The 20731-nt window shown below is 64.0% G+C and carries 34 protein-coding genes; 24 read left to right on the top strand and 10 right to left on the bottom strand.

The features are described from left to right. Positions 1–197 precede the first annotated feature (197 nt). Positions 198–464, top strand: a complete 267-nt coding sequence (locus P6U24_RS36490) for a hypothetical protein (protein ID WP_407155209.1) — start codon at positions 198–200, stop codon at positions 462–464. Between the two features lie 10 nt (positions 465–474). Here P6U24_RS36490 and P6U24_RS36495 read toward each other — a convergent pair whose 3' ends face one another. The 8 genes from P6U24_RS36495 to P6U24_RS36530 all read right to left on the bottom strand — a co-directional run bounded on the left by P6U24_RS36495 (position 475) and on the right by P6U24_RS36530 (position 4066). After that, positions 475–1392 carry a hypothetical protein gene (locus P6U24_RS36495; RefSeq protein WP_407160849.1) on the bottom strand — a complete coding sequence of 306 codons (918 nt, stop codon included), beginning with the start codon at positions 1390–1392 and terminating at the stop codon, positions 475–477. Beyond that, a complete protein-coding gene (locus P6U24_RS36500) occupies positions 1373–1960 on the bottom strand; it encodes a hypothetical protein (RefSeq protein ID WP_407160824.1) in 588 nt (195 codons plus the stop codon). Before P6U24_RS36500 ends, P6U24_RS36495 begins: the two co-directional genes overlap by 20 nt. Positions 1961–2030: 70 nt before the next feature. Continuing rightward, the gene (locus tag P6U24_RS36505; protein ID WP_407155207.1) at positions 2031–2315 is read right to left on the bottom strand and encodes a hypothetical protein; all 285 of its coding nucleotides are present in this window, start codon (positions 2313–2315) and stop codon (positions 2031–2033) included. Between the two features lie 2 nt (positions 2316–2317). Next, complete coding sequence (locus P6U24_RS36510) at positions 2318–2536, bottom strand: hypothetical protein (RefSeq protein WP_407155206.1); 219 nt, start codon at positions 2534–2536, stop codon at positions 2318–2320. Beyond that, positions 2533–2772 carry a hypothetical protein gene (locus P6U24_RS36515; RefSeq protein ID WP_407155205.1) on the bottom strand — a complete coding sequence of 80 codons (240 nt, stop codon included), beginning with the start codon at positions 2770–2772 and terminating at the stop codon, positions 2533–2535. The genes P6U24_RS36510 and P6U24_RS36515 overlap by 4 nt, the downstream gene beginning before the upstream one ends. After that, a complete protein-coding gene (locus tag P6U24_RS36520) occupies positions 2769–3014 on the bottom strand; it encodes a hypothetical protein (RefSeq protein WP_407155204.1) in 246 nt (81 codons plus the stop codon). The genes P6U24_RS36515 and P6U24_RS36520 overlap by 4 nt, the downstream gene beginning before the upstream one ends. Next, a complete protein-coding gene (locus P6U24_RS36525; RefSeq protein ID WP_407155203.1) occupies positions 3011–3298 on the bottom strand; it encodes a hypothetical protein in 288 nt (95 codons plus the stop codon). Before P6U24_RS36525 ends, P6U24_RS36520 begins: the two co-directional genes overlap by 4 nt. A gap of 105 nt (positions 3299–3403) precedes the next feature. Further along, the gene (locus P6U24_RS36530) at positions 3404–4066 is read right to left on the bottom strand and encodes a hypothetical protein (protein WP_407160825.1); all 663 of its coding nucleotides are present in this window, start codon (positions 4064–4066) and stop codon (positions 3404–3406) included. 149 nt (positions 4067–4215) lie between these two features. Between P6U24_RS36530 and P6U24_RS36535 the strand changes: the two genes are divergently transcribed. From P6U24_RS36535 to P6U24_RS36590, 12 genes are all read left to right on the top strand, one after another. Next, entirely contained in the window at positions 4216–4428 is a 213-nt protein-coding gene (locus P6U24_RS36535) for a hypothetical protein (protein ID WP_407155201.1), read from the top strand. Then, positions 4425–4553: a hypothetical protein gene (locus P6U24_RS36540; RefSeq protein ID WP_407155200.1), complete on the top strand. Its 129-nt coding sequence runs from the start codon at positions 4425–4427 to the stop codon at positions 4551–4553. Before P6U24_RS36535 ends, P6U24_RS36540 begins: the two co-directional genes overlap by 4 nt. Further along, a complete protein-coding gene (locus P6U24_RS36545) occupies positions 4550–4891 on the top strand; it encodes a hypothetical protein (RefSeq protein ID WP_407155199.1) in 342 nt (113 codons plus the stop codon). Before P6U24_RS36540 ends, P6U24_RS36545 begins: the two co-directional genes overlap by 4 nt. Further along, positions 4888–5070: a hypothetical protein gene (locus P6U24_RS36550; RefSeq protein WP_407155198.1), complete on the top strand. Its 183-nt coding sequence runs from the start codon at positions 4888–4890 to the stop codon at positions 5068–5070. Before P6U24_RS36545 ends, P6U24_RS36550 begins: the two co-directional genes overlap by 4 nt. After that, positions 5067–5390, top strand: a complete 324-nt coding sequence (locus tag P6U24_RS36555; RefSeq protein ID WP_407155197.1) for a hypothetical protein — start codon at positions 5067–5069, stop codon at positions 5388–5390. Before P6U24_RS36550 ends, P6U24_RS36555 begins: the two co-directional genes overlap by 4 nt. Continuing rightward, complete coding sequence (locus P6U24_RS36560) at positions 5387–5737, top strand: hypothetical protein (RefSeq protein WP_407155196.1); 351 nt, start codon at positions 5387–5389, stop codon at positions 5735–5737. The genes P6U24_RS36555 and P6U24_RS36560 overlap by 4 nt, the downstream gene beginning before the upstream one ends. Then, positions 5734–6261, top strand: a complete 528-nt coding sequence (locus tag P6U24_RS36565; protein ID WP_407155195.1) for a hypothetical protein — start codon at positions 5734–5736, stop codon at positions 6259–6261. Before P6U24_RS36560 ends, P6U24_RS36565 begins: the two co-directional genes overlap by 4 nt. 3 nt (positions 6262–6264) lie before the next feature. Further along, positions 6265–6909 carry a hypothetical protein gene (locus P6U24_RS36570; protein ID WP_407155194.1) on the top strand — a complete coding sequence of 215 codons (645 nt, stop codon included), beginning with the start codon at positions 6265–6267 and terminating at the stop codon, positions 6907–6909. A 184-nt stretch (positions 6910–7093) separates the two neighbouring features. After that, positions 7094–8056, top strand: coding sequence for a toprim domain-containing protein (locus tag P6U24_RS36575; protein ID WP_407160826.1), 963 nt, complete (start codon positions 7094–7096; stop codon positions 8054–8056). Beyond that, positions 8056–8364: a hypothetical protein gene (locus P6U24_RS36580; RefSeq protein ID WP_407155192.1), complete on the top strand. Its 309-nt coding sequence runs from the start codon at positions 8056–8058 to the stop codon at positions 8362–8364. The genes P6U24_RS36575 and P6U24_RS36580 overlap by 1 nt, the downstream gene beginning before the upstream one ends. 457 nt (positions 8365–8821) lie before the next feature. Next, positions 8822–10357, top strand: coding sequence for a hypothetical protein (locus P6U24_RS36585; RefSeq protein ID WP_407160827.1), 1536 nt, complete (start codon positions 8822–8824; stop codon positions 10355–10357). Continuing rightward, complete coding sequence (locus P6U24_RS36590; protein ID WP_407160828.1) at positions 10358–10804, top strand: HNH endonuclease; 447 nt, start codon at positions 10358–10360, stop codon at positions 10802–10804. A 549-nt stretch (positions 10805–11353) separates the two neighbouring features. Here the strand turns inward: P6U24_RS36590 and P6U24_RS36595 are convergent. Both P6U24_RS36595 and P6U24_RS36600 read right to left on the bottom strand, forming a co-directional pair. Further along, complete coding sequence (locus P6U24_RS36595; protein ID WP_407155189.1) at positions 11354–12238, bottom strand: ArdC family protein; 885 nt, start codon at positions 12236–12238, stop codon at positions 11354–11356. Positions 12239–12348: 110 nt separating this feature from the next. After that, positions 12349–12630, bottom strand: coding sequence for a hypothetical protein (locus P6U24_RS36600; protein WP_407155188.1), 282 nt, complete (start codon positions 12628–12630; stop codon positions 12349–12351). 249 nt (positions 12631–12879) lie between these two features. Between P6U24_RS36600 and P6U24_RS36605 the strand changes: the two genes are divergently transcribed. The 11 genes from P6U24_RS36605 to P6U24_RS36655 all read left to right on the top strand — a co-directional run bounded on the left by P6U24_RS36605 (position 12880) and on the right by P6U24_RS36655 (position 20477). Next, complete coding sequence (locus P6U24_RS36605) at positions 12880–13446, top strand: hypothetical protein (protein ID WP_407160829.1); 567 nt, start codon at positions 12880–12882, stop codon at positions 13444–13446. A gap of 313 nt (positions 13447–13759) precedes the next feature. Continuing rightward, positions 13760–14068, top strand: coding sequence for a hypothetical protein (locus tag P6U24_RS36610; protein WP_407160830.1), 309 nt, complete (start codon positions 13760–13762; stop codon positions 14066–14068). Positions 14069–14100: 32 nt separating this feature from the next. Next, a complete protein-coding gene (locus P6U24_RS36615; protein WP_407160831.1) occupies positions 14101–15375 on the top strand; it encodes a hypothetical protein in 1275 nt (424 codons plus the stop codon). Positions 15376–15498: 123 nt separating this feature from the next. Continuing rightward, positions 15499–16224 (top strand): hypothetical protein, encoded by a 726-nt coding sequence (locus P6U24_RS36620; protein WP_407155185.1) that lies wholly within the window; start codon positions 15499–15501, stop codon positions 16222–16224. A 230-nt stretch (positions 16225–16454) separates the two neighbouring features. Then, positions 16455–16820, top strand: a complete 366-nt coding sequence (locus P6U24_RS36625; protein WP_407160832.1) for a hypothetical protein — start codon at positions 16455–16457, stop codon at positions 16818–16820. 79 nt (positions 16821–16899) lie between these two features. Continuing rightward, positions 16900–17085: a hypothetical protein gene (locus P6U24_RS36630; RefSeq protein WP_407160833.1), complete on the top strand. Its 186-nt coding sequence runs from the start codon at positions 16900–16902 to the stop codon at positions 17083–17085. Then, positions 17082–17900: a portal protein gene (locus P6U24_RS36635; protein ID WP_407160834.1), complete on the top strand. Its 819-nt coding sequence runs from the start codon at positions 17082–17084 to the stop codon at positions 17898–17900. The genes P6U24_RS36630 and P6U24_RS36635 overlap by 4 nt, the downstream gene beginning before the upstream one ends. 2 nt (positions 17901–17902) lie before the next feature. Continuing rightward, the gene (locus tag P6U24_RS36640; RefSeq protein WP_407160835.1) at positions 17903–18697 is read left to right on the top strand and encodes a portal protein; all 795 of its coding nucleotides are present in this window, start codon (positions 17903–17905) and stop codon (positions 18695–18697) included. After that, a complete protein-coding gene (locus P6U24_RS36645; RefSeq protein WP_407155182.1) occupies positions 18694–18975 on the top strand; it encodes a hypothetical protein in 282 nt (93 codons plus the stop codon). Before P6U24_RS36640 ends, P6U24_RS36645 begins: the two co-directional genes overlap by 4 nt. After that, positions 18972–19871 (top strand): hypothetical protein, encoded by a 900-nt coding sequence (locus tag P6U24_RS36650; protein ID WP_407155181.1) that lies wholly within the window; start codon positions 18972–18974, stop codon positions 19869–19871. Before P6U24_RS36645 ends, P6U24_RS36650 begins: the two co-directional genes overlap by 4 nt. 15 nt (positions 19872–19886) lie before the next feature. Further along, on the top strand, positions 19887–20477 hold the full coding sequence (locus P6U24_RS36655; protein WP_407155180.1) for a hypothetical protein: 591 nt from the start codon (positions 19887–19889) through the stop codon (positions 20475–20477). The last annotated feature ends 254 nt before the right edge of the window (positions 20478–20731 follow it).

A 20731-nucleotide genomic window follows, 5' to 3' on the forward strand; every position in this document is an offset into this window, starting at 1 on the left:
CCGCCTCATGGCTTCGCAGGTTCGAGTCCTGCCTCCCCCACCAAAATGAAATCAATCACTTAGTGCGGAACAAAGCGCGACCTCGTTTTCGCCGTGCGACTTTTTCTCCGGCCGTGCGACTTTTATTAGTCGCACGCGATTTGACGACTATGTTCTCTTTGTGTTCTCGTTGTCCGTCGAACGATCGGAGAGACGAGATGTCGAGGAAGGACCGCATGGAATATCGCCGTCAGAAGGAGGCGGAGCGGCGTGCCGAGCCGAGCCTGCGGGACCAGGAGCTGCTAGTCTTGATGGGGCGCGTGCGCAACTTCACCTATGGCGGCGAGCTGGGCGATGATCCACGCTGCCTGGCGCAGCGCGCGTTGCAGAAGGCGATCGACGAGATGGCCGGCGTGCTTACCGGAGATCCGGAATACTACTACGCCAAGCATTTCAGCAGCCTGCAGGGTCCGCTGGACCCCTAAACCACGCGCGTCACGCCAGGCCTTCCTTACTGACGAAAGCCACAAGCTTTTCCATCGCGACGTCGGCGCGATCGGCGTTGCGGGCGCGATAGCTCTTCATGATCAGCTGTGCCGACTGATAGCTGTGGCCGGTGATGTCGCAGATCGATAGCAGGTCGTTGCCTGCGCGATCGAGCAGCATGACGCAGGTGTCGCGCAGGTCCTGGTCGTTCTTCAGATCAGCGTTGCCGTAGCGCTCGTCGATAAAGGCCAGCGCCGGGCATGGCGCCAGTTTCCAGATCGGCAGCGCCACTACATTGTCGGCGGCCGCGCGGCCGGCGCCCGCGTCCTCGCGCGTGGCGAGCTCGGCGAACCAATCACGCAGGCGCCTGGCGCGCGCGTCGAGCGTGGCCTGGCGCTGCGCATCGTTGGCGACCGGCAGGCCCTTGAACAGCGTCGCCTCGGCTTTGGCGAGCTCGGCGGCGAGCCCCTGTGCGCGCGCCATGGCCTCGCGCGGGCTATGACGCGCCAGCCACCCGAAGGTCGCGAGATCGCGGATATCGGTGAAGACATGGCGATAGGTGTTGGCGTTGTAGGAACGGCCCGTGGTCTCGTCGATCACGATCTGCGCCGGGGGCTCAGGCAGGCCTCGCTCGTCCTTCAGCGCCATGACGCGGCGGCGCGCCAGCAGCAGCCGCGCCGCGAGCTGCGGCGCCTCCTTGATCTCGACCAACTGGCCGGTCTTGCTCTGGCGCAGGTGCCGGCGCCCGTTAACCAGGCCTTCGTCCTTCATCGCGAGCCGGTCGGACAGGCGCTGGCCGGTGAATAGAGCGAGATATTGCGCATCGCCGATCGAGGGCCGGCCAAACGCATCGGCGGCTGCAACGACCGCTGCGAACTCGTCGAGGCCGATCAGCACCACGCGGCCGTCAGGACGATCGAATTCCATGTCGAGCCGCGGATTGGTCCCGAGCCGCCATTTCGGGCTCTCGCGGCCCGCGCCGCGCCTTCAGGTAGTTGAAGAACACGCGCAGCTCGGGCGCGCCGATTGCCTTGGGTGGCACGGACGCAATCTCCTCGCGCGGCCGATCCTCCTCCGGCGTGCCGTCATGCCGCCGCGTCTTGGCCTCCTCGCGGCTCTCCGGCTTGTAGAGCACGGCGCGCATCGCCTTGCGATAGGACGCGATCGAGGCCGGCGCCAATGCCTGCACCTCCTCGGAGGAGAACCAGTCGCGCATCAGGTCCTCGAGCGTCGCCGGCCGCGCCAGCGCGGCGGCCACCACCGTGCGGCGGCGCTTGCCCTTGCCCTTGCGGGCCTCAGCGATCGCGGCTGCGTGGCTGCGTGAGACCTCCGCGGCCTCCTCATAAGAGAACCAGCGGCCGACCGGGCGGCCCTTCTTGTCGTGCGGCGGATGGCGCAGGTCGCGATCGGTAAAGCCGAGCATGCGCTCGCGTGGGCCGTTGACGAGGCGGGGGCGGCCCTCGCGCCATTTGATGTAGCGCAGTTGGACGGTCATGGACTTAGCTCCGGTGCAGCGGAGGAGGCGGGGAAATGGAGGCCGGCGCAGCCGGCCATGTCAAGAGTCGTCAGGAGATGTGCCCATATGCCGCCATCAGGCGGGCGCGGTGCTCCTCCTCGCTGGCTGGATCGGGTAGCGGAAAGGCGTCGTTGGCGAAGCCCTTGGGCCGCGCCGGGTGGTGCCGCGTTAGCCAGGCGTCAAAGCCGGAGCGCTCCCATTTCAGCGGCCCGCGCTCGCTGATCGGTCGCGGCAGGCCATCGCAGAAATGCCGCTTCAGGCGGCTGTGGTAGAGCGTCGCCACACTGATTCCGATGGCCTCGGCGACCTCGCGCGAGCTGTAGGGTTTGGGCATGATCAGGATCCGAGGCAGCGGTATGGCCTGACCTGGCGGTAGACCGCGAAATCGTCGCTGCGTTCTTGGAAAAGGAAAGGCTCGCCGTCGCGCATGATGAGCTCCGGCAGCAGGTGATCGCAGACAAGGGTCGCGGTGCCGCAGCGGATGCCGTCGAGATCCATCAGGGCGACGCGGACCGCCCTGATGACACCTGTTGTTTCCGCTGCGGCCGCGCTCATGACTGCTTGGCCTTGGCGAGTTGCTTACGAAGCGAGGCAACCTGGCGCCGCAGCTCCCAGATCTCGGCGCCGGCCCAATGAGTGCCCTTCTGCCGGATCTCGTCACGGACCTTGTCGGCTTGGGCCAGGTCGCGCCGGATGCGATCGTCGATGATGGACATAAACACTTTGCACAGCGCGTTAGCGGCGGTCTCGCTCAAATCGTCGCACGGGTTGTTGTCATCTGGATCGGTCATGCGGCCATCCCCGATGCGTCGGCGATGTCACCGTCGTCGATCCAGTAAGGGCGGGGCATGCCGTCGCGCTGCACCAGCACCCGGCCGCAGAAGCCGTGCGACCGCACGATACCGGTGTAGACGTGCCCGTTACGGACCCACCTGACGGGAGCGCCGACCGGATAGTCCTCGGCCAGCGCGCGCTGGATCTCGCGCCCGGCAGCGCGCAAGGCCTCTCGGGCTTGGATAAGACGAAGGCTCATGACGCCACCGATTGCTCGTTGGCGAGCCGGCGGGCGGCGTCGGCGTGGTCGTTGATTTGCGCCGGCGTCCAGCCGAGCAACTGAAGATCTTCGCGGGTGATGCCGCCCTCGCGATGCGAGGCCTCTCGCATGTCGGACGCCATGCGCTTGACCGTCTCATCGGCGCCGAGCAGCGCGCGCGCGGAGACCAGCGAGGTGTCGACATAGGCAGGAATATGCGCGGCTGGGACGCGGACCGGCATTGGCCGGGAGGGCAGGCGATTGCAGTAACGGGAACGACGCATGGAAAGCCTCCTGTGCAAATCAGCAGGTGGAGGATGCCATGTGCAAGATGTGTTTGCAAGTTTTGCAAGTCTCACATGAAGCGTTTCATGTGAAACATGTGCTTTTTAGGCCGCGGCGCGCTCCCGCAGCCGGTGCGGCAGCAGCACTCCTCGAATCACCACGGCCTTGTTGTCGACCACCAGGGTGGCGGGCGGCTGCGGCTCGTTGGTCCGCGGCACCAGCAGGTTGACGGCGCCGGCGGGCTGATATTGGCGCATGACAGGCTCCGGCCTCGCATGCTCGCGGACCGTGGCGTAGACGGCGTCTCCGGGTCGTGGGCTGCCGTGCAGGTCGATCAGCACGATATCGCCGGGCATGAAGCCTTCGAGCTCCAACGCCCGGGTATGGAGGCGCCAGGCCTCGATGCCCTCGCGGTTGCCGATCAGGCTGCGCACCGCCTGCGCCAGATAGGTATCCCAGTTCGCTGTCATCTCCACGGGCTCGGCCTCTTGCCGAGCCTCGGCCCAGGCCGCTTGGGTCTTTGTCGGCGTCGGGCTGTCCGAATTGATCTGCCGGAGCTGTTCGACCTTGTCGAGCGTGGCGGGATGCAGCGTCTTCTCGGAGCTGTCCGGCAGGCGGACGAAGCGGGTGAAAGTAGATGGGGATAAGCCGAGCTGGCGAGCCATGTGAGTGGCCGTGATGTCCAGCTCCTTCAGCGTGTCCCGGATATAGGCGCGCTGCTTCGCGCCGATCTCGGCTCGCTGGGAACGCTCGGTTTTTTGGGCCATTTGCAAATCCAACCTAGCAAACACGCTAGGTCTAGTATGCAAATCCCCGACGCACTCCACATCATGCAACATTGATCTTGACTATATGCCGCAAATCACAGCTTAGGTGTGCAACTATGCACACAATCGTTGCGATTAGCGAGATAAAAGTGCGGGCTGAGGCCATCGGGCTCAGTCTGAGCCAGCTTGCGCACCGCGCCGGGTTGTCCCCGTCGACCGCGCTACGGATCGCCAAGGGCAAGACCCAGGCCGGCTGGATTTCCACCAACGAAAAGCTTGTGACCGCGCTGACCCGCGAGGAGCAGCGCGTGCGCGACCACCTGGCGAAGGTTTCGCCGCCTGCAAATGGGGAAGCCGCATGAGGCGCCTGTCACCGCACACCGAAGAAGAGGGGCGGGACCTCCGCCTGGTGCTCTCCTGGACCGTCGCCGCGCTGGTGATCGGCATCGCCGTCAACCTGGCCACCATGGCGGGATGGCTGCAATGACGGACACCGTGCCGCGCACTGCTGGCATCACCGATACGCCGTTCGGCCAGGTCGCCGACATGCAGCGCAAGGAGATCGAACGCACGGTCGGGCTCGACCTCGCCAAGTGCAACGTCTGCACGATCGTGATCGCGCTGAACGAATTCGAACACAGCCGCATCGCCCAGCTCGGCCATCGTTTCGAGACCTGGCCCGATGCCGTGCGCGCGCTGATGGAAAAGGAGCTGTCCGGCTTCTCGACGCGCAATGGCGGTGCCCGGATCGAGGCAATCACCACCGCGATCGGCGGCGAGCCGAAGTGCTTCATCCTCTGTCTGCACTGGAGGGCGAAGTCGTGAGGGCCATAAGGGCGGGCGCGGTTTCGCGGGCGCAGCTGAGGAAGTATCGCGAGGTGATCGCGTGGTGGCTGTCTCGCTTCGACACTGCCGAGATCGCCGAACGCCTCGACCTGCCAGAGCACCTCGTGGCGCGCTGGGTAGCGAATTTCCGCGACGTGATGTTTGAGGCCGCGTCATGAGAGATCAGGCCGCTGTCCTGCAGGCGCTGATCATCGCCGCCGAGCACGTGCTCGGCCTGCGCAATCCCGGCGAGCCCGAGGATCTGCTCAATCTCGCGCTTGAGATCGAGAAATGGTCCAGCCGCGCCGCGCCCGATGGGCGCGTGATCTTTGCTTATACCGAAATGCTGGCCGATGCGGTCGGGACCGCGGCCACAGCGATCCGGCTGCACAACGCCAGCGATTTCCAAATCTACTTTCGGATCATCGGCGTGATCCTGCCCGACGTGCGCGTGGATTTCGGCCGCGCGATCGAGATGCGCAGGAGGCCGACACCATGATCATCATCCGAGTAGAACTGCATAGCGCAATCACACGCAAGGTCACCGAGCTTGCGCGCATGCGCATTTGCAACATCGGTGGGACCGTCGATCGCGGAGACTATCATGTTGCGACCTTACGGGGGCGGTCGACGGAGCAGTTAGATCGCGGCGCGGTCACCCGCGAAGGGAATGTTCGGGACTATCCGCGCCGAGCCATTCACGTCTGGCACCTCGTGGCTCGCGCGCTGATCGCGCTCGGCTACGCAGGTAAGGGCGTGCAAATCGAAGCGGCTGATCTGTTTGAGGCCGCGACTGATCAATCCAGCAACCAGCCAACTAACACGCGCCGGCCGGAGGGCACATGAAGCCGCAGAAGCAGCTCAACAGGCATCGGCCGGAGCAGGGCATCTACGGCGATTGCCATCGCACGGCGATCGCGTGTGTGCTCGACATGGATGCGCAGGACGTGCCGCACTACATGGACGCGAGCGCGTATGACGACGGCGCCGAAGCCGCACACGATCGCGTAGAGGCGTGGCTCAATGCGCGCGGCATCGTCACCATCAACATGCTATTTCCTGGCGAGACGCCACTGAAGGACGTTCTCTGTACAGTGTCGGCATGCAATCCACGCAGCCGCCCCGTCTTCATTCTCGGCGGCCAGAGCAGAAACGGCGTTAATCACAGTGTCGTCTGCTGTGATGGTGAGATCGTCTGCGATCCATCGCAGGACGACAGCAGCATCGTCGGTCCGTGCGATGACGGCTACTATTGGCTCACCTTCTTCGGGCATGTGCAGGGCGCCCATTCGCTTACGCCTGTAGCCGCGATTATCGCAGAAGATCATCCCGCGCAGTCAGAGATCGCCGACATCATGAGCGAGGGCTGATCCGTGTCCGCGATCGCGCCTCGTCAGCTCGACATCATCGCGGACACCGCGCTTGCTGCGGATCCGCGGCTTGCGACCAAGAACCACATTGGTTCGTCAACCGTTGCCGTCACCAAGTCGAAAGCCGAAAACCACACTGGTTCGTCAACCGTCGAAAGCATCGACCGGCGGCGTAAGGCTGCCGGCCTTAGTCATGGCGAGCTGTGCCGGCTTGCCGGGATCGAGGTCAACAACTGGTTTGCTCTGCTGCGTGGTGCCCATCGGCCATCGCCGAAGACGCTGGCGAAATTGGAGGCCGCGTTTGGCGAGGCCAAGCCAGTCAAGCCGCGCGGCATCATCTCCGGTTTTCATCGCCTCGTTGTCGGCCTCTGCGCCGATGCGCTCGGTGCAGATCGTGATGCAGTGCTGGCGACGGACATGAGCAAGCAGCGGCCGCAGAACCCGCAATGGCTACGCGCGGCGCAGATCCAGATGATGGCGACCTACATCACCGCGGTGGAGCTTGAGGTCGGCAATGCCGAGCTCGCGCGAGCGCTCGGGCAAAGCCGTCAGGCGGTGCAGAAGGCGCGCAACCGCGTCGAGGATCTGCGCGACGACGCCGCCATCGATGCGGCGCTGGTGCGCGTGGCCGGGATGGTGCGGCGATGAAGATTGATCTCCGCACGCGCCAGGGCTGGGACGATCTGAAGCGGTTGATTGACCTCCGCATAGCCGACGTGCTTGCGCTGTGCGGTCTGGACATGCCCAGCCGCAAGGGCTGGACGCTGATCGATGATCCCCGGGGAGACGGCCGCGATTGCTTCGGCCTATGCCTGCGCGCCGACGGGCTATCATGGAAAAATTCAACGGTACGCAAAAGGGCAGGGCGCTGGAGCTCGTCGCCTATTGCAATGGCTGGTACGATCAGGAAAAGCGCGGAGCGGAGCCAGCGGCCAAGCTGGTGCTGGCGCGGCTCGGTGTGGGACAGATGAGCCGCGCCGAGATCGAGGCGGCGAAGCGCATCGCTGCGGATCGCCGCACAGCTGATCAGGAGGACGGCCAGCGCCGGCGCGAGCGCAAGGCGGCTGCTGCCTTTGCTATCTTCGCCGGCGCCAGGCGCGTGCTCGACACACCGGCCGAGATTTACTTACGCGATCGCCGGGGCGTCGACCTGCGCCAGGCGCCGTTCCTCGGCCCGCGTGGTGGCAGCATCGCGCCGGGATCGCTGCGCTTCGTCGCGCAGCATCGATATCTCCGACGCAATAAGCGCAATGAGGTGCTTGGCGAGTTCGTCGCGCCGGCGCTTGTGGCGTGCTGCACTGATGGCGCCGGCCAGATCAAGGCGGTGCACCAGACCTGGCTCAAGCCTGACGGCAGCGACAAGGCCGCGATCGCGCCCGCGCCCGATGGCACAGCGCAACCGGCGCGAAAGGTGCTCGGCGAATTTGGCGGCTGCGTCATCCCGCTATGGCGGGGCGACGGGCATTTGTCGGTGCGCGAGGCTAACGAGAACGGACTGTTGCAGACGCTAGTGCTGACGGAAGGCGTCGAGGACGGCCTGTCGGCGCTGCTCGCAGCACCGCAGCATCGCGTATGGGCGATGATCTCGCTGTCCAACATGGCCAACGTCGCGACCAGGCTGCCGCCCTGCATCGATAGCGTGATCGTGCATCGCCAGAACGACTGGGACAAGCCGGCCGCGGTCGCTGCCTTCGAGCGGGGCCTGGCGGCGCTGCGCGCGTCCGGACGCGCCGTGACCGAGGTGGGCGCGGTCTACGGCAAGGATCTGAACGACACATTGAGGGGAGCAGCATAATGGAAGATCTGAAACGAACCGCGCCGCCGGAAGGCTTCAAGGGCAAGAAGAACATCTACGTCTGCGAGAAGTGTAGAGGCCACGTCGTGACCGTCGATGTCGATGCTGGCGTGACGCCCTTCATGATCGCCTGCGAGGCTGTTGAGAAGTGCTCGGGCATGATGAAATCCAGCATGTATCGTGTATTCGATCAGGACATCGGTGCATCGCATGAATGGTATCGCCCTTCGATTGCGACAAGCCTCTCCGGCGCGACACTCGACCACGTGATGAAGGGCGGCTTGCTGCTGCGGCGGGTGAAAAAGTAACTACATAGATGGCCCGCTCTCCCACGCCCGGCGCCAACGCCAACGTCGTTTCGATGGACAAGGCCCAGCGCAAGCTGGAGCGGATCCGCAAGGCGCGCCGCGATGATCCGCCGCCGATGACGCCCCGCGGGCCGAACGACGTGCTGGCCGGCAAGTGGAATGCCGATATGTACGGCATGCCTTCAGATCCCGGCTGCGAATGCCCGGTTGAGCCGATTGGTTTCGAAGGTGGCAGCTTCTACCTGATCGACAGCCGCGGCCAGTTTCGTTCGATGTCGGCAAGTGACATGAACCAGGTCGGGATCCAGGACCTGTTCAGCCAGGCGCCGAACTATCCGAAGTGGATGAAACCGCGCTGGCACGTGCCCAAGGGCACCGATCCCGACACTGGCAAGCCGTTCCCGCCCAAGATCAAGAGTTTCGAGGCAGACGAGATCAAGGAGGTGCTGTTCTACGCGTGCTCAATGCGCGGCTTTTTCTCACCGGCGGATCGCATGCGCGGCCGCGGCGCCTGGACCTGCGCACCGGCAACATCGTCTATCATGCTGGCGACGCACTATGGGAGATCCAGAACGGCAAGTTCGTTGACCGTGCGACCGGCGTGCACGAAAACAAGCTCTATCCGCGCTTGGCGCCGATCCCGGAGCCATGGACGCAGCCGATCTCGCCGGAGGAAAACCCCGCCGGGAAGCTGCTTCAGATCTTCCGCAAATGGAATTGGACACGACCGGAGGTCGATCCGGTTCTGCTGCTCGGCTGGATCGGCTGCGCCATCCTCGGCGGCGCGCTGGACTGGCGATCGAGCGTGCTGATCCTCGGCGATTGGGGCACCGGCAAGTCGACCCTGCAGGACAATATCCTGGCCGTGTTCGGCGACGCGCTGATGCGCACCGCCGACACGACGGCCGCAGGCCTCTACCAAGCTATGGCGCATGACTGCCGGCCGATTGCGCTCGATGAGCTGGAGCCGGACAGCGATCCGCGCAAGCTCAACGCGGTGACGCATCTGATGCGCACCTCGGCTTCCGGCGACATCGGCCAGCGCGGCGGCCCGACCAAGGGCGAGGCCTCGAAATTCCAGATGAAAAGCGCCTTCCTGTTCTCGGCCATCAACAACCCGTTGCATGCCGCGCAGGACCTATCGCGCTGCGCAGTGCTGCGCTTAGGGCCGATCAATCGTAACCAGCCGATGCCGCCAGCGATCGACGCCGAGACCACCGGGCCGATGATGATCGCGCTGATGATGCAGGGCTGGGGGCAGGGAGGCATCGGCTTCAACCAGGCGCGCGCCCGCTTCATGCGCGCGCTCGAAGAAGGCGGCCACGCGCCGCGCGGGCAGAAGCAATATGGCACGCTGCTGGCCTGCGCCTGGCTGCTGCTGGGGCCGGAGCTGTCGGCCGAGCTCGATGTGAAGCTTGGCCCCGACGAAGATCTGCATTGGGCCGAGCTGCTCGCCGCCAACGCGTTGCCGGAGGTAGAGGACGCCAAGCCGAATTATCGGCAATGCGTCGACAAGATCCTGACCACGCCGGTGCTGGCCTGGCGCAATTCCCAGCGCAACACCATTGGCCAGGTGCTGCAGGAGCTGCGCACCACCGACGATGAAGGCAATGCACGTCCGGAGGAGGCGCAGCTCGATCGCGGCACCGCCAAGCGCGACGTTATGATTGCGGGCTTCGGCCTGTTCTCGGTGCCGGAGATCGTCGCAGGCGTGATGCGTTCCGAGCGCATCACGCTCGCGGCCGCTTGCGAGCGCTACAACCTCCCGGCCGCAGGCTGGGTGCTGGCGGTGCCGAACGCCTCGCCGAAAGTCGCGGCGCACCTGGCAGGCACCGAGTACGCGCAAGGCGGCTGGAAAGATGCGCTGCGTCAGTGTCCGGTCCCTGGCGTGATGATCAGCCATGCTGAAATCAATCACCGCACGATCGACGGCACCAAGCAGCGCTGCACGCTGATCGTCTTGGACCGCTATCACGACGCGCCGGAGAAGTAGGTGAGACATTGGCTGCCGGATCTCGCTGGCACGCCATGGCGCGCCATCATCCTTTCGGAACGGCAGCAAATCTGGTGCCTGGTCGATGCGATCGATTATCCCTGGCTGGTCGAGACCAATTGGAATGTCTGGTGGAGCGGCCGGGCGCGCTGGCAGCTCTACGCCAAGCGTAATGTTGGCCGCGACCGCGCCACAGTGCGCATGCACCGCGAGATCCTGAAAGCGGTAGACCCGCGCCCGGCTTTCGAGATCGCAGCGCTGCACGGCGACCATCGCAACGGGCAGACGCTTGACAATCGCCGCGCCAATCTGCGCTGGCTCACGCCGGCCGAGAACCGGCTCAACGTCCATGAGCGCGAGCGCATTCCGTCGCTTGACTTGATCGTGCTGCAGCTGAAAGCCCGGGAACGGCCGCGGCTTGAGGCGCTGGAGGCGATCCCGTTCTGAGTTGCTCTGCAAGCCGAAAAAGCAGATAAGGCGGACGCCTGTAAAACGGAGGTAATTCAATGGCGAACTTCAAACACATCAAATCCGGGGGGAAGAGTATTTCATCCGGCTTGACCAGATCATCTATATCGAAAAGCATCCGGACGGATGCAGCATCGTATTCAACGGTTCGATGAATGATCGCCGTATCAGCCTGTTCGTTGAGGCTGATCCCTTCGACATCGTCGACAATGACGTGAGCTGATTCGGCACGGTTTGCCCGCAAGCTCTAGCGGCTTCGGATTTCCGCCTGTACCGCGTCAATTTCGGCTCGCCGGCGGCCGAGTAGGGCGCCGATTTCATCCCACACCGTGCTAGGGATCTCGTAAGGCTCGGCGACCCAGCGCCGCATGGTGCGATCGGAAACGTTGATGGCCCGCGCTAGCTCTGATTGCCAGCGAGGGCCGTAAAGGGCCTCTCCGGCCCGTTCCAAAAGCTTGCGGTGATCGACCATCGGAGCCCCAAAGGAAAAACGGCGGCCGCATCAGGTGGCCGCCGCAAAGCCATATATCAGGCCGCCAGTTCCTCCAAGGGCTCGGCGTTGTTTGCCGTATCGCGGAGATAGTTCGCGGCCGCCTGCGCCTTGCTGGCGACGGTGAAGATTGCGCGGCTATCGGCCTTCAGGACCTTGATCCAGCCCGCAAGATAAGCCGCCTGGTTTGCATGGGCGTTGTCCAGGCCAAATTCGGCGCAGAGGAAGGCAGCCGAGAGCTCAGCCACCAGCTCCTCCATGGCGTAGGCGTCAGTGCCGAACCGGCCGGACAGATCGCGATCGAGACGCGATTTGTGACCGGTCCAATGCGCCAGCTCGTGGAAGGCGGCCGCGTAATATTCCGGCGCGTTGTGGAAATCAGCGAAGGCCGGGACCGTGATGAAGTCGCGCGAGGGAATATAGCAGGGCTTGCCCTTGCCCTCGCGCAGATCGGCGCCGCTGGCCACAATGAACTCGTCGGCGAGGATCTCGCGCTCATCGAGGTTTGCCGGCGCCGCCTTTGCCTTTCCAGTGATCACGTCATTGGGCAGGCCTTCGCATTGATCGACATTGAACACCGTGTATTCGCGCAGCATCGGAATGCACTTGGTTTCGTCGGGGTTGGAGCTGTCCGCGACTTCAAGCTGTTTGAAAAAATACAGCTTCATGCCGTGCTCGCCCTTGCGCACGTGGCCGCCGGCTTCGAGCGCCTGCTTGAAGGTGAGGAAGCGAGGTCGGGACCATCCGCGCTCGGCAGAACCCCAATAGAGAAGCACGTTAATGCCCGAATAAGGACGATTGGTAACGGCGTTCATCGGCATCATGCTGCCGGAGGTCGACCAGCCCTTAACCCATGGCAGCGTGCCAGCTTCCAGCTGGGCGACGATTTTGTTGGTCACTTCAATGTAGAGATCGCGCTTCATGTTGACCGGGCCTCCTTAGCCCTTGTCCGGCGGGGCTAATCCCCATCCGTTATGTGTCCTAAATTTAGGACATACAGAAGCAGCTGTCAACCCGGTCCGCGAAAAAATAGTTAGCTGATGATCTTGTACGCCCGCGCCCGCTTGCGCCGCGTCGATGGCGCCGGGCGATCTCGTCCGTGATCCAGCGCTTGAATCATCGCGATCCGCGCCAGCATTGGATCGCCGCCGCGCTCCGCGACCAGCATCAGCACCTCGACCGCTGTAAGCCAGTGCGCTGCGCGCTTCTCTTGCGGGCTTAGCTTCATGATGTAGTTGGCACAGTCACGCAGCGTGATGAGCTCGCGGCCGCGCGGAAGCACGATCGGATCATAGAACGGCGTCGACCAGGGCATTAGCACCGCTCACGCATTTGCGTTTCCTCGCCCGCGCCCGTTTGGCGATAAAAAAGGTCCGCGCGGCTTGTCTCGGGACGCGCTCTACCATCTCAAGTTCACCCATCTCACCCTCGTCACGCGCGCCCCGCGCCGCGCGGCCTCTGTTTGTTCGCTCACAACGATTGACGTGGCGCGATTGATGCCAGTTTCGGCGTGCGGTCCTGCGTAGCACCGTTGGGCGCGGGGAAGGGCCACCATCCTAATCAGGTGGCCGCGGCGGTCGGGCGTGAGATTGCGGCGGCGGCGGCCGCGGCGGCCGAAAACGACGCCGCGCAGCTCGACATGCTTATGCCGCCGACCAGGTCGAACCTGTTGCCGGGCGAGGCGCAGCGGATCGAGGCATCGATCCGGAAGAACCGCGCGGGCCGTCCGCCTGGCGCGCGCAACATCGCCACGCGCCAAATGGTTGAATTCCTGCGCAAAACCATGGGCGATCCGCTGATGCAGCGCTGGCGCTACGCGATGTTCACGCCGGAGGCGCTGTCGATCGAGCTCGGATGCACCAAGCTGGAAGCGCTGACATTTCTCGACAAGCTATGGGCGGATCTCTCGCGCTACTGCTATGCCCAGCTCGCCCAGGTCGACGGCGCAGGCAATGCAGTGGCACCACGGTTTACGATGGTGATCGGCGGGCAGAATGCGCCGCAGGTCGGGCCCAATGGCCAGGCGCAGGCACCGTGGCTCTACCTTGAAGAAACACCGCAAAATCAGGCGCTTATCGGACAGCCTGCAGACGTGTCGCACAAGGACGTGTCGCACGACGACGAGAACTGAAGCGATCTCAGCGGCTTGGCCATCTCAGGCCGCTAATCCCAAATCACCGGCCGGAGTGCAGACCGCGCCGGTGATCGACCGCTCGGCTGGGCGCCAGCGGTCCCGGCCGGCGCGCTCCCCCAGGACGCGCGCGCCTTCGTTTTTCGGATGGTACCCCCGGGGGGCCGGAGGGGGTACCCCCAAACCACCCCAGCGACGACCCCCTGCGGGTCGCGCGCGCGATTTTTTCCCGTTCGGCCCTGTTGGATCGCAGGTCGTTCGGAAAGCTGCGCGGAATTTTGGAGACGGCAAAAGGGGCGAGGGGAAGCCGCGCATGATCGACGATGGCGCGTCACCCCAGCAGCTGCTGGAGAAGACTTCGCTCGCGGACGTGCTGGGCTCCGCGAACCCGTACAAAAATCAGATGCAGTGGCTGGAGAGCGATGACGAATTCAGGAAGCAATTTCCTGATGCGGTCGACGAGCTGCACAAGGGAGCGGTCGACGAGACCGGCACTGTCAACTTGATGCGCAGCGCGGGCCCCATCAGCGACGCCTACATTCTCGCGCAAATCCGGCCGATCTGCTCAACGGGCCTGGCGGCTCGGGCAAGACGACAGCGAGTTGCAAGAAGGCGCTGGTAGAGGCTCAACGAGTTTATCCCGGTGCAGACGGGGTGCGCCGCTACGTGCTCGGCACATGGCGACAGAAGTACATCAACATCTGGAAGGCGACAATCCCGTCGTGGTGGAAACTTTTCCCACGCGATCTCGGCAAGTGGAATGGCTCGGCGCCTCGGGACGCCGAGCATGTCATCACCTTCGAGGACGAGTTCGGCCCGATCTTGCTGACTAATCGCTTCCGCGCATTCGGCGAAACGGCGGACCCGGATGACCTGCTCGGCAACGAGTTCACCGATTGCTATCTCAACGAATGGACGACGCTGCCGGAGGAGTTGTTCACAGCTTTGATCGACCGCGTCGGCCGCGAACCGCCGCGCGAGATCATCAAGCGCTCCGGCCGCTTCTATGGGGATGCCAACGCGCCGGATGTGCTGAACTACGTCTATCGCGATTTCTACGAAACGAAGCGGCCTGGTTACGTGCTGCATCGCCAGCCAGGCGGCCTCGATCCCGGTGCCGAAAATCTGGAGGCGGTAGGCCGCGGCTATTACGAAAACTCGGCGATGATGAATTCGCACCGGCCGTGGTGGATCAAACGGATGGTGCACAATAAGCCGGGCTTCACCCGTGCTAACGCGCCGGTCTGGGCGGAATGGGACGACGACCGCAACATGGCCGTCAAAACCATTCCTGTGATCAAGGAATTACCCGTCATCACCGGTACCGATGGCGGCCTGACGCCCTCGACGGTCTACATGCAGGAACGTTCGAACGGCCAGCTGCGGATCTTGGCAGAATGCCCGCTGGAGCGCGGCGGCATGCGCGAGCTCGCGACCGCGATGCTGGCGCTCGAGGAAACGCGCTTCGCCGGCTGCCAGTTCGTCTCGCGCTGCGATCCAGCGATGGGGGCAGGCGAGGACCTGGAGGAAGGCAGCGACCGCGAGCGGTTGTCGGAATATCTCGGTCGCGAGGTCGAGCTCGCGCCGACCAACAATCCCGACGCGCGCCATGAGGCGGTGCGCTCCAAGATCCGCCACACCTGCGAGGGCGGCGAGCCGGGGCTGTTGGTTGATCCCTCATGCAAGACCATCCGGCGCGGCGCCAACCAGACGTTCCATTTCCGCAAAGTAGCAGGCACTGACGATCTCGGATCAGTCGCCAAGACCTTCGATGGCCACACCTGCGAGGCGCTGGAGTATGGCGCGCTGGTCTGTGGTACCGCCGCGGCGGCCAGGCGCACCAGCGAGATCAAGCGCGAGCAGGAGCGGATCCGGCAGAAAAACCGGGAAGCCGGCCGTTACAGCCCCTTCGGACGGCGCCGGGCGTGATCAGACTAGACTTGCTCTTGGCAGATCTGCACTTAAGCTTTTTTTGACCCGGAGCGGACGTAGGACTACAATTCCGTGAATATAGCAGGATCGATTAGACCAAAGGATTTCAGGAGCAGTAAGTTGAGCCAAGGAAGTAACCAGTGGGGCATAGAGCTCAATGGCCCGGAAGCGGATCAGAAGGTTTGGCTCATGCTGCTGAAGCCGCCTTTCGATCCTTTCATCGAAGAGGTTAAGGATGAGCGCGGCGACTATCTGGCCCTGCGATCATCAGCCTTCGACGGGATGATGACTTCGGAAGAAGTCCATCAGGCGGCCAAGCAGTTGTTCAATACGCTAAACGTGGTGATGTCAAAGAACGCGGACACCGATCCCGTCACCGACGGGGCGGTGATCGAGTTTGTACCGGACGGCCAGCCCCGCAAACATTTTTACCTCAAAGCGGAAGGCGGCAAGATTCGCGTGCGTGGCGGCATTGTCGAGTTAATGGTGAAAGATGCGCAAGGCAACGTGATTGAGCCCGCACCTGCACCATCCAGAGCGCAGCTTTGGATGCGCGCGGCGGCTTTGGAGCCCGAAATTGGCAGCGCCTTGCGCTATCTGCAGGACAAGCCCGGCTGGTTCGAGTTGTACAAGGCGTATGAAGCTGTCAAGGATATGCCAAACGGCGGCATATCGGGCAGCGAGATCAAGCGCTTTACGCAGACAGCAAATGCCGGGGAGCGGCATCACCCCAATGAAAAGATCAAACCGCACAAGCGCCCAATGGAGTTATGGGAAGCCCGCTCACTTATAACTCAATGGGTCTCGGCTGCGATTGACGACATCCTGGGGAAGAATCCTGAATGACAACGTGCTGAATAGATCGGGCTACTTCTGGCCCACCGCAGATCCGCGGGCTGGCGGCGGCGAGGTCAGATTCGGCGCCGGAAATAACGGTTGACGGCTCGCGGCCTGGGGCATCGTGCCCGGCATGGTTCGCGAAACGACCCCCGGATATTTCCTACATCGCCGCGCATCTACGCGCGGACGATGCGGAGGAGCAGTTCGCGACCCGCTTCGCCACCGATGTGCCTTGGATGTCGCTCGCAGATGACATGATCGCCCGATTGCCGTCGGCGATCATGTCATTCTGTTTCATCGACCGCACTGGCCGCCCGGCCTCGATCCTCTCCGCCTATCTGGTCTCGCCAGGCGTCGCCCGGCTGCATCGTGTCGCAACCGACAGCTGGCGCGAGGTCGCGATCGAGGTGTTTCGCTTCGGCATCGTGCGGTTCATGCCGGCACTAGCCGCGGCTGTGCATCGCGCCGAATGCAGCATCCTGGCGAAGCATGAGCTCGCGCAGACGACGCTGCAGCGGCTCGGCTTCCAAACCGAAGGCCTCGCTCGCGCGCGCGGCTGCAACGGCGAAGATTTTCTCAACATGGCCTGGGTGAAAGCCTGATGTGCGACCTGTTCGGAAGTGCCGACACCTCGGCGGCCGATGCCGCCACGCGCAGGCGCAACAAGCGGCGACGCAGGCGTTGAAGCAGCAGCTTCAGGCGCAGGCCGATGCCGCGACCGCGGCCGACAATGATAGCGAGGCGGCGCGTCGCGCCCGAGAGAGCCAGGAAGCCGCGCTCCGCGCGAGCGGTGTGTTCGGCGCCATCGACCCTGGCACTGCGCCAGCGTCCGGCACGACCTTCACGCGGACTTTGTTCGGCCAATGACCGCTTATTCAACCCAGGACATCCTCGCGCGGCACGGCCACCTCAAAGAGGTGCGAGCGCTGGAGGAGCCGGCCTGGCGCGATATCGCCCAGATCATCGATCTCGACGGACAGGAATTCCAGATTAACGAACGGCGCCAACGTGACGATCTGTTCGTGTACGACAGCACGCCGCTGTACGCGCTGAACGACTACGTCGGCGGCCTGTTCGGGGAGAGTATGAACCCAGCGGAGCGCTGGTTCGAGCTGACGATCGAGGACAAGGATCTCGCCAAATGGGGTCCGGTTCGCAAATGGTTCTGGGACCAGGGCAGCCAGCTGTACGCATCGCTATCGCCGTCGCAATCGACCTTCTACAGCGAGGCCTCGCCATGGCTCGCTAACATGGGCCGCTACGGGAACGGCTTCATGTATCAGGAGGAGTGGCCGGAACGGCAGGCGATCATCGACCGTTCGATCCCGATCGGCGAAAGCTTCATCAATGTCGACCTCGCCGGCAATCTCGATGAATTCCATCGCGCGTTTCATCTGACCGGCGCGCAGATGATGCAGAAGTTCGGTGATGCCGCCGGCGGCGCGCAGGAGCAGCACCGCTACAACGTGGTGCACGCCGTTTGCCTCAATCCGGATTTCAAACCCGGCGCCCTGGGGCCGCGCGGTAAGCGCTGGCTCTCGACCTACGTGTCCGAGGATCTGAAAAACTTTCGCCGCGATGGCGCCTATTACGAAATGCCGTACCACGCGCTGTTCTGGAACAGGCGCTCGGGCAAGGCCTGGGCGACCGGGGCCCGGGCCACGACGCCCGGCCGGACATGAACATGAACAACGAGATGGAGCGATCCAATCTCGTTGCTGCGCAGTTCGCCGCGGAGCCGCCCATTCTCACTCACGACCAGGCCGTGGTCGAGGCCGAGGACATCGTGCCGAATGCGGTGCTGAACGGCACCATGTCGGCGCAGGGCAAGCGGCTGCTGGAATATCTGCAGCGCGGCGACAATCCGCAGCACGCGGAGAAGAAAACCGAGGAGCGCCGCGCGGCGATCCGCGAAGCGTTTCTCTACGGCACCATGCAGATCCTGCGCAACCGGCCGCAGATGACCGCAACTGAGGTGATGGCGCTCAAGAGCGAGCGGCTGAAGTTGGTCGCGCCGTTCCTGGTTCGGATCCAGCAGGGACTAGCGACGCACATCGCGCGCCGCTTCGCGATCCTGGCGCGCGCCGGACAGACCATTCCGCCGCCACCGGAACTGCAGGGTCGCGCGCTGGCGGTGCAGTTCGTCTCGCCGCTAGCGAAGGCGCAGGAGGCGGCGACTGGCACGGCGGTGCTGCAGTGGATCAGCTCGCTCGGGCAGATCGCGGTTTCGATGCAGCGGCCTGACATCATGGACAAGGTCAATATCGACGCCGTCGCCGACGTGCTGCACGGCGCCATGGTCAAGCAGCCCGACGTCATCAACGATGACGACAAGGTCGCACAGATCCGCCAAGCGCGCGCGCAGGCGCAGGTCCAGCAGATGCAAGTCGAACAGGCTGCGCAGCTGGCTTCGACCTATGCCGATATGGCCCATGCGCGTCAGGCCGAAACCTCCGCGAGACGGAGGGCTGTGCCATGAGAGCCTGGCGCGAATGGTTCATCACGGCCTGGCGCGATGGCGGCAAGCGGCACCTCGTGCTGTCCGATCTCGCCGCGATCGGCACCCAGCATCCGCATTTTCTCGCTGATCTCGCGCTGCGCGGCAACGTGTTCGATGACAGCGATCCGCCGACTGATCCAATCGCGCTCGGCATCTATCTCGGCCGTCGTCAGCTCGCGCTGGAGACGCTGAAGCTCTGCAAGAAGACACCACAGGAATTGTTCGGCTACCACACCGCACCGGAGACCAAGAGATGAGTGGATCTGCACCGCCGCCCGCACCCGCACCGGCTCCATCGCCCGCGCCTGCACCCGCACCGGCCCCGGCACCTGCACCCGCACCGGCGCCGGCTCCGGACAAAGGCCCGTGGTACATCTCGGCCGACTACGGCTTCGATACCGACACACAAAAGTTTTTTGAGGGTAAGAACTATCCGGACGTCAAGACCGCGCTGACGTCGCTGCGGCATGCCGACCAGGTCGCGCGCGACCGCAACGTGCTGTCCAAGCCTGATCCGGCAAAGCTCAACGAGTGGGACGGCTGGGAAAGCCTGGGCTGGAAGAAGGACGCCAAGGACTACACCATCCAGAAGCCGGAACTGACGCAGGGGCAGAAGCTCGATGAGGCGCTGTTTGCCTCGTTTGCCAAGGACGCGCACGATCTGCGGATCCCGCTCTCGACCGCCCAGGAGCTGTTTCACCGCCAATTCAAGGCGGCCTATGAGCGGATCGGTGCACTCGATGCCGATGGTGCCGCGGCGCGCAAGGCGCTCGACACGCAATTGCGCTCTGACTGGGGCGCGAACTACGAAGTCAATCTCGATCGCTCCAAGCGCGCCGCGCGCGCCCTTGGCATCGGCATGGATGACAGCGCGGAATTAGAGAAGCTGATCGGCTCGCCGCGCCTGATCAAATTCTTCAACACTATCGGTGAGAAGCTCGGCGAGGACAATCTTGTCACCACGGGCAGCGGCGGAGCGCAGGAGACCACACATCCGGCGACGATCGAGGCCGAGCTGAACCGCTTCGAGCAGGATCCGAACAATCTCGCGATCATGAAGAACGAGCGCGATCCGCGCTACAGCGACGTGATGGCCCAACGGCGCAAGCTGATCGGCCGGCTCGCCAACGCGCGGCAGCAAAGGCAGGGCTAACGCAAGGAGACCATCATGGACAAAGCGGCAATGGCGCGCGCGGATCGGCTTCAGGCCAGGCGCGCCGAACTGGCAAAACTGACGAGCGGCGAACTGACGATGCTGGCCACAGACCGGGGCGTCGCCATTGATCCTACCGATACCCGCGAGGAGCGGGAATTTGCGCTGGCTTCGGCTATGATCGATGCCGAGGACGCGGAAGCCGCGGCCACCGCAGCGAAAGAGCAGGACGAGCGCGAAAGACGGAAGCGGGAGGCCTTCTACAAGACCAAGGAAGGCAAAGCCCTGATCGAGCGGGAGCTACGTCAGACGCGCGATCGCCGCATTCGCCAACAACATGCCGCCTTCATCGGAGCGCTCCCCAGCGACGCGCGCAGCAAGGGCGTCCATGTTGTTCCGGACAGTCATGCGGGCGCGGCGTCGCCGGACGTGCCTGATGGCACGTATCGGGTCTCTGGCTCGGACTGGCTGCTGTCGTTTTCCGGCGGCCGCTGGGTGCAGGCCTCGCGCGCCCATGATCGCGGTCATCCGGATTGGACCGAGATCCCGGATGTCGAAGGCGCCAGCGTCGCCGCTCGCGCCAGGCCGACGACGGTTGACGAATAGCTTCGTGGCGTAGCGTCTGCGTGTCTCCTCCTTGGGGCGTTTCCTCCCTGACTAGCGGGCGCCGGTCTCCGGCGTCCGCGCTCTCCGGGGAGATGGCCGCACCCTTTGTCGGCGACGACAGAGGCCCGCCTGACCCGCGCGAAAGCCGCGCCGCCGACCGCAGGCGTTAAATGATAGGCGGGCCCGCGAGATCTCTCGCCGCACCCCGGCCGAAGCAACCCATTTTCCCCAACGCTTCGTCTGGAGATCTTCAC

The sequence above is a fragment of the Bradyrhizobium sp. STM 3557 genome (assembly GCF_045571465.1).
Classification (GTDB): Bacteria; Pseudomonadota; Alphaproteobacteria; order Rhizobiales; family Xanthobacteraceae; genus Bradyrhizobium.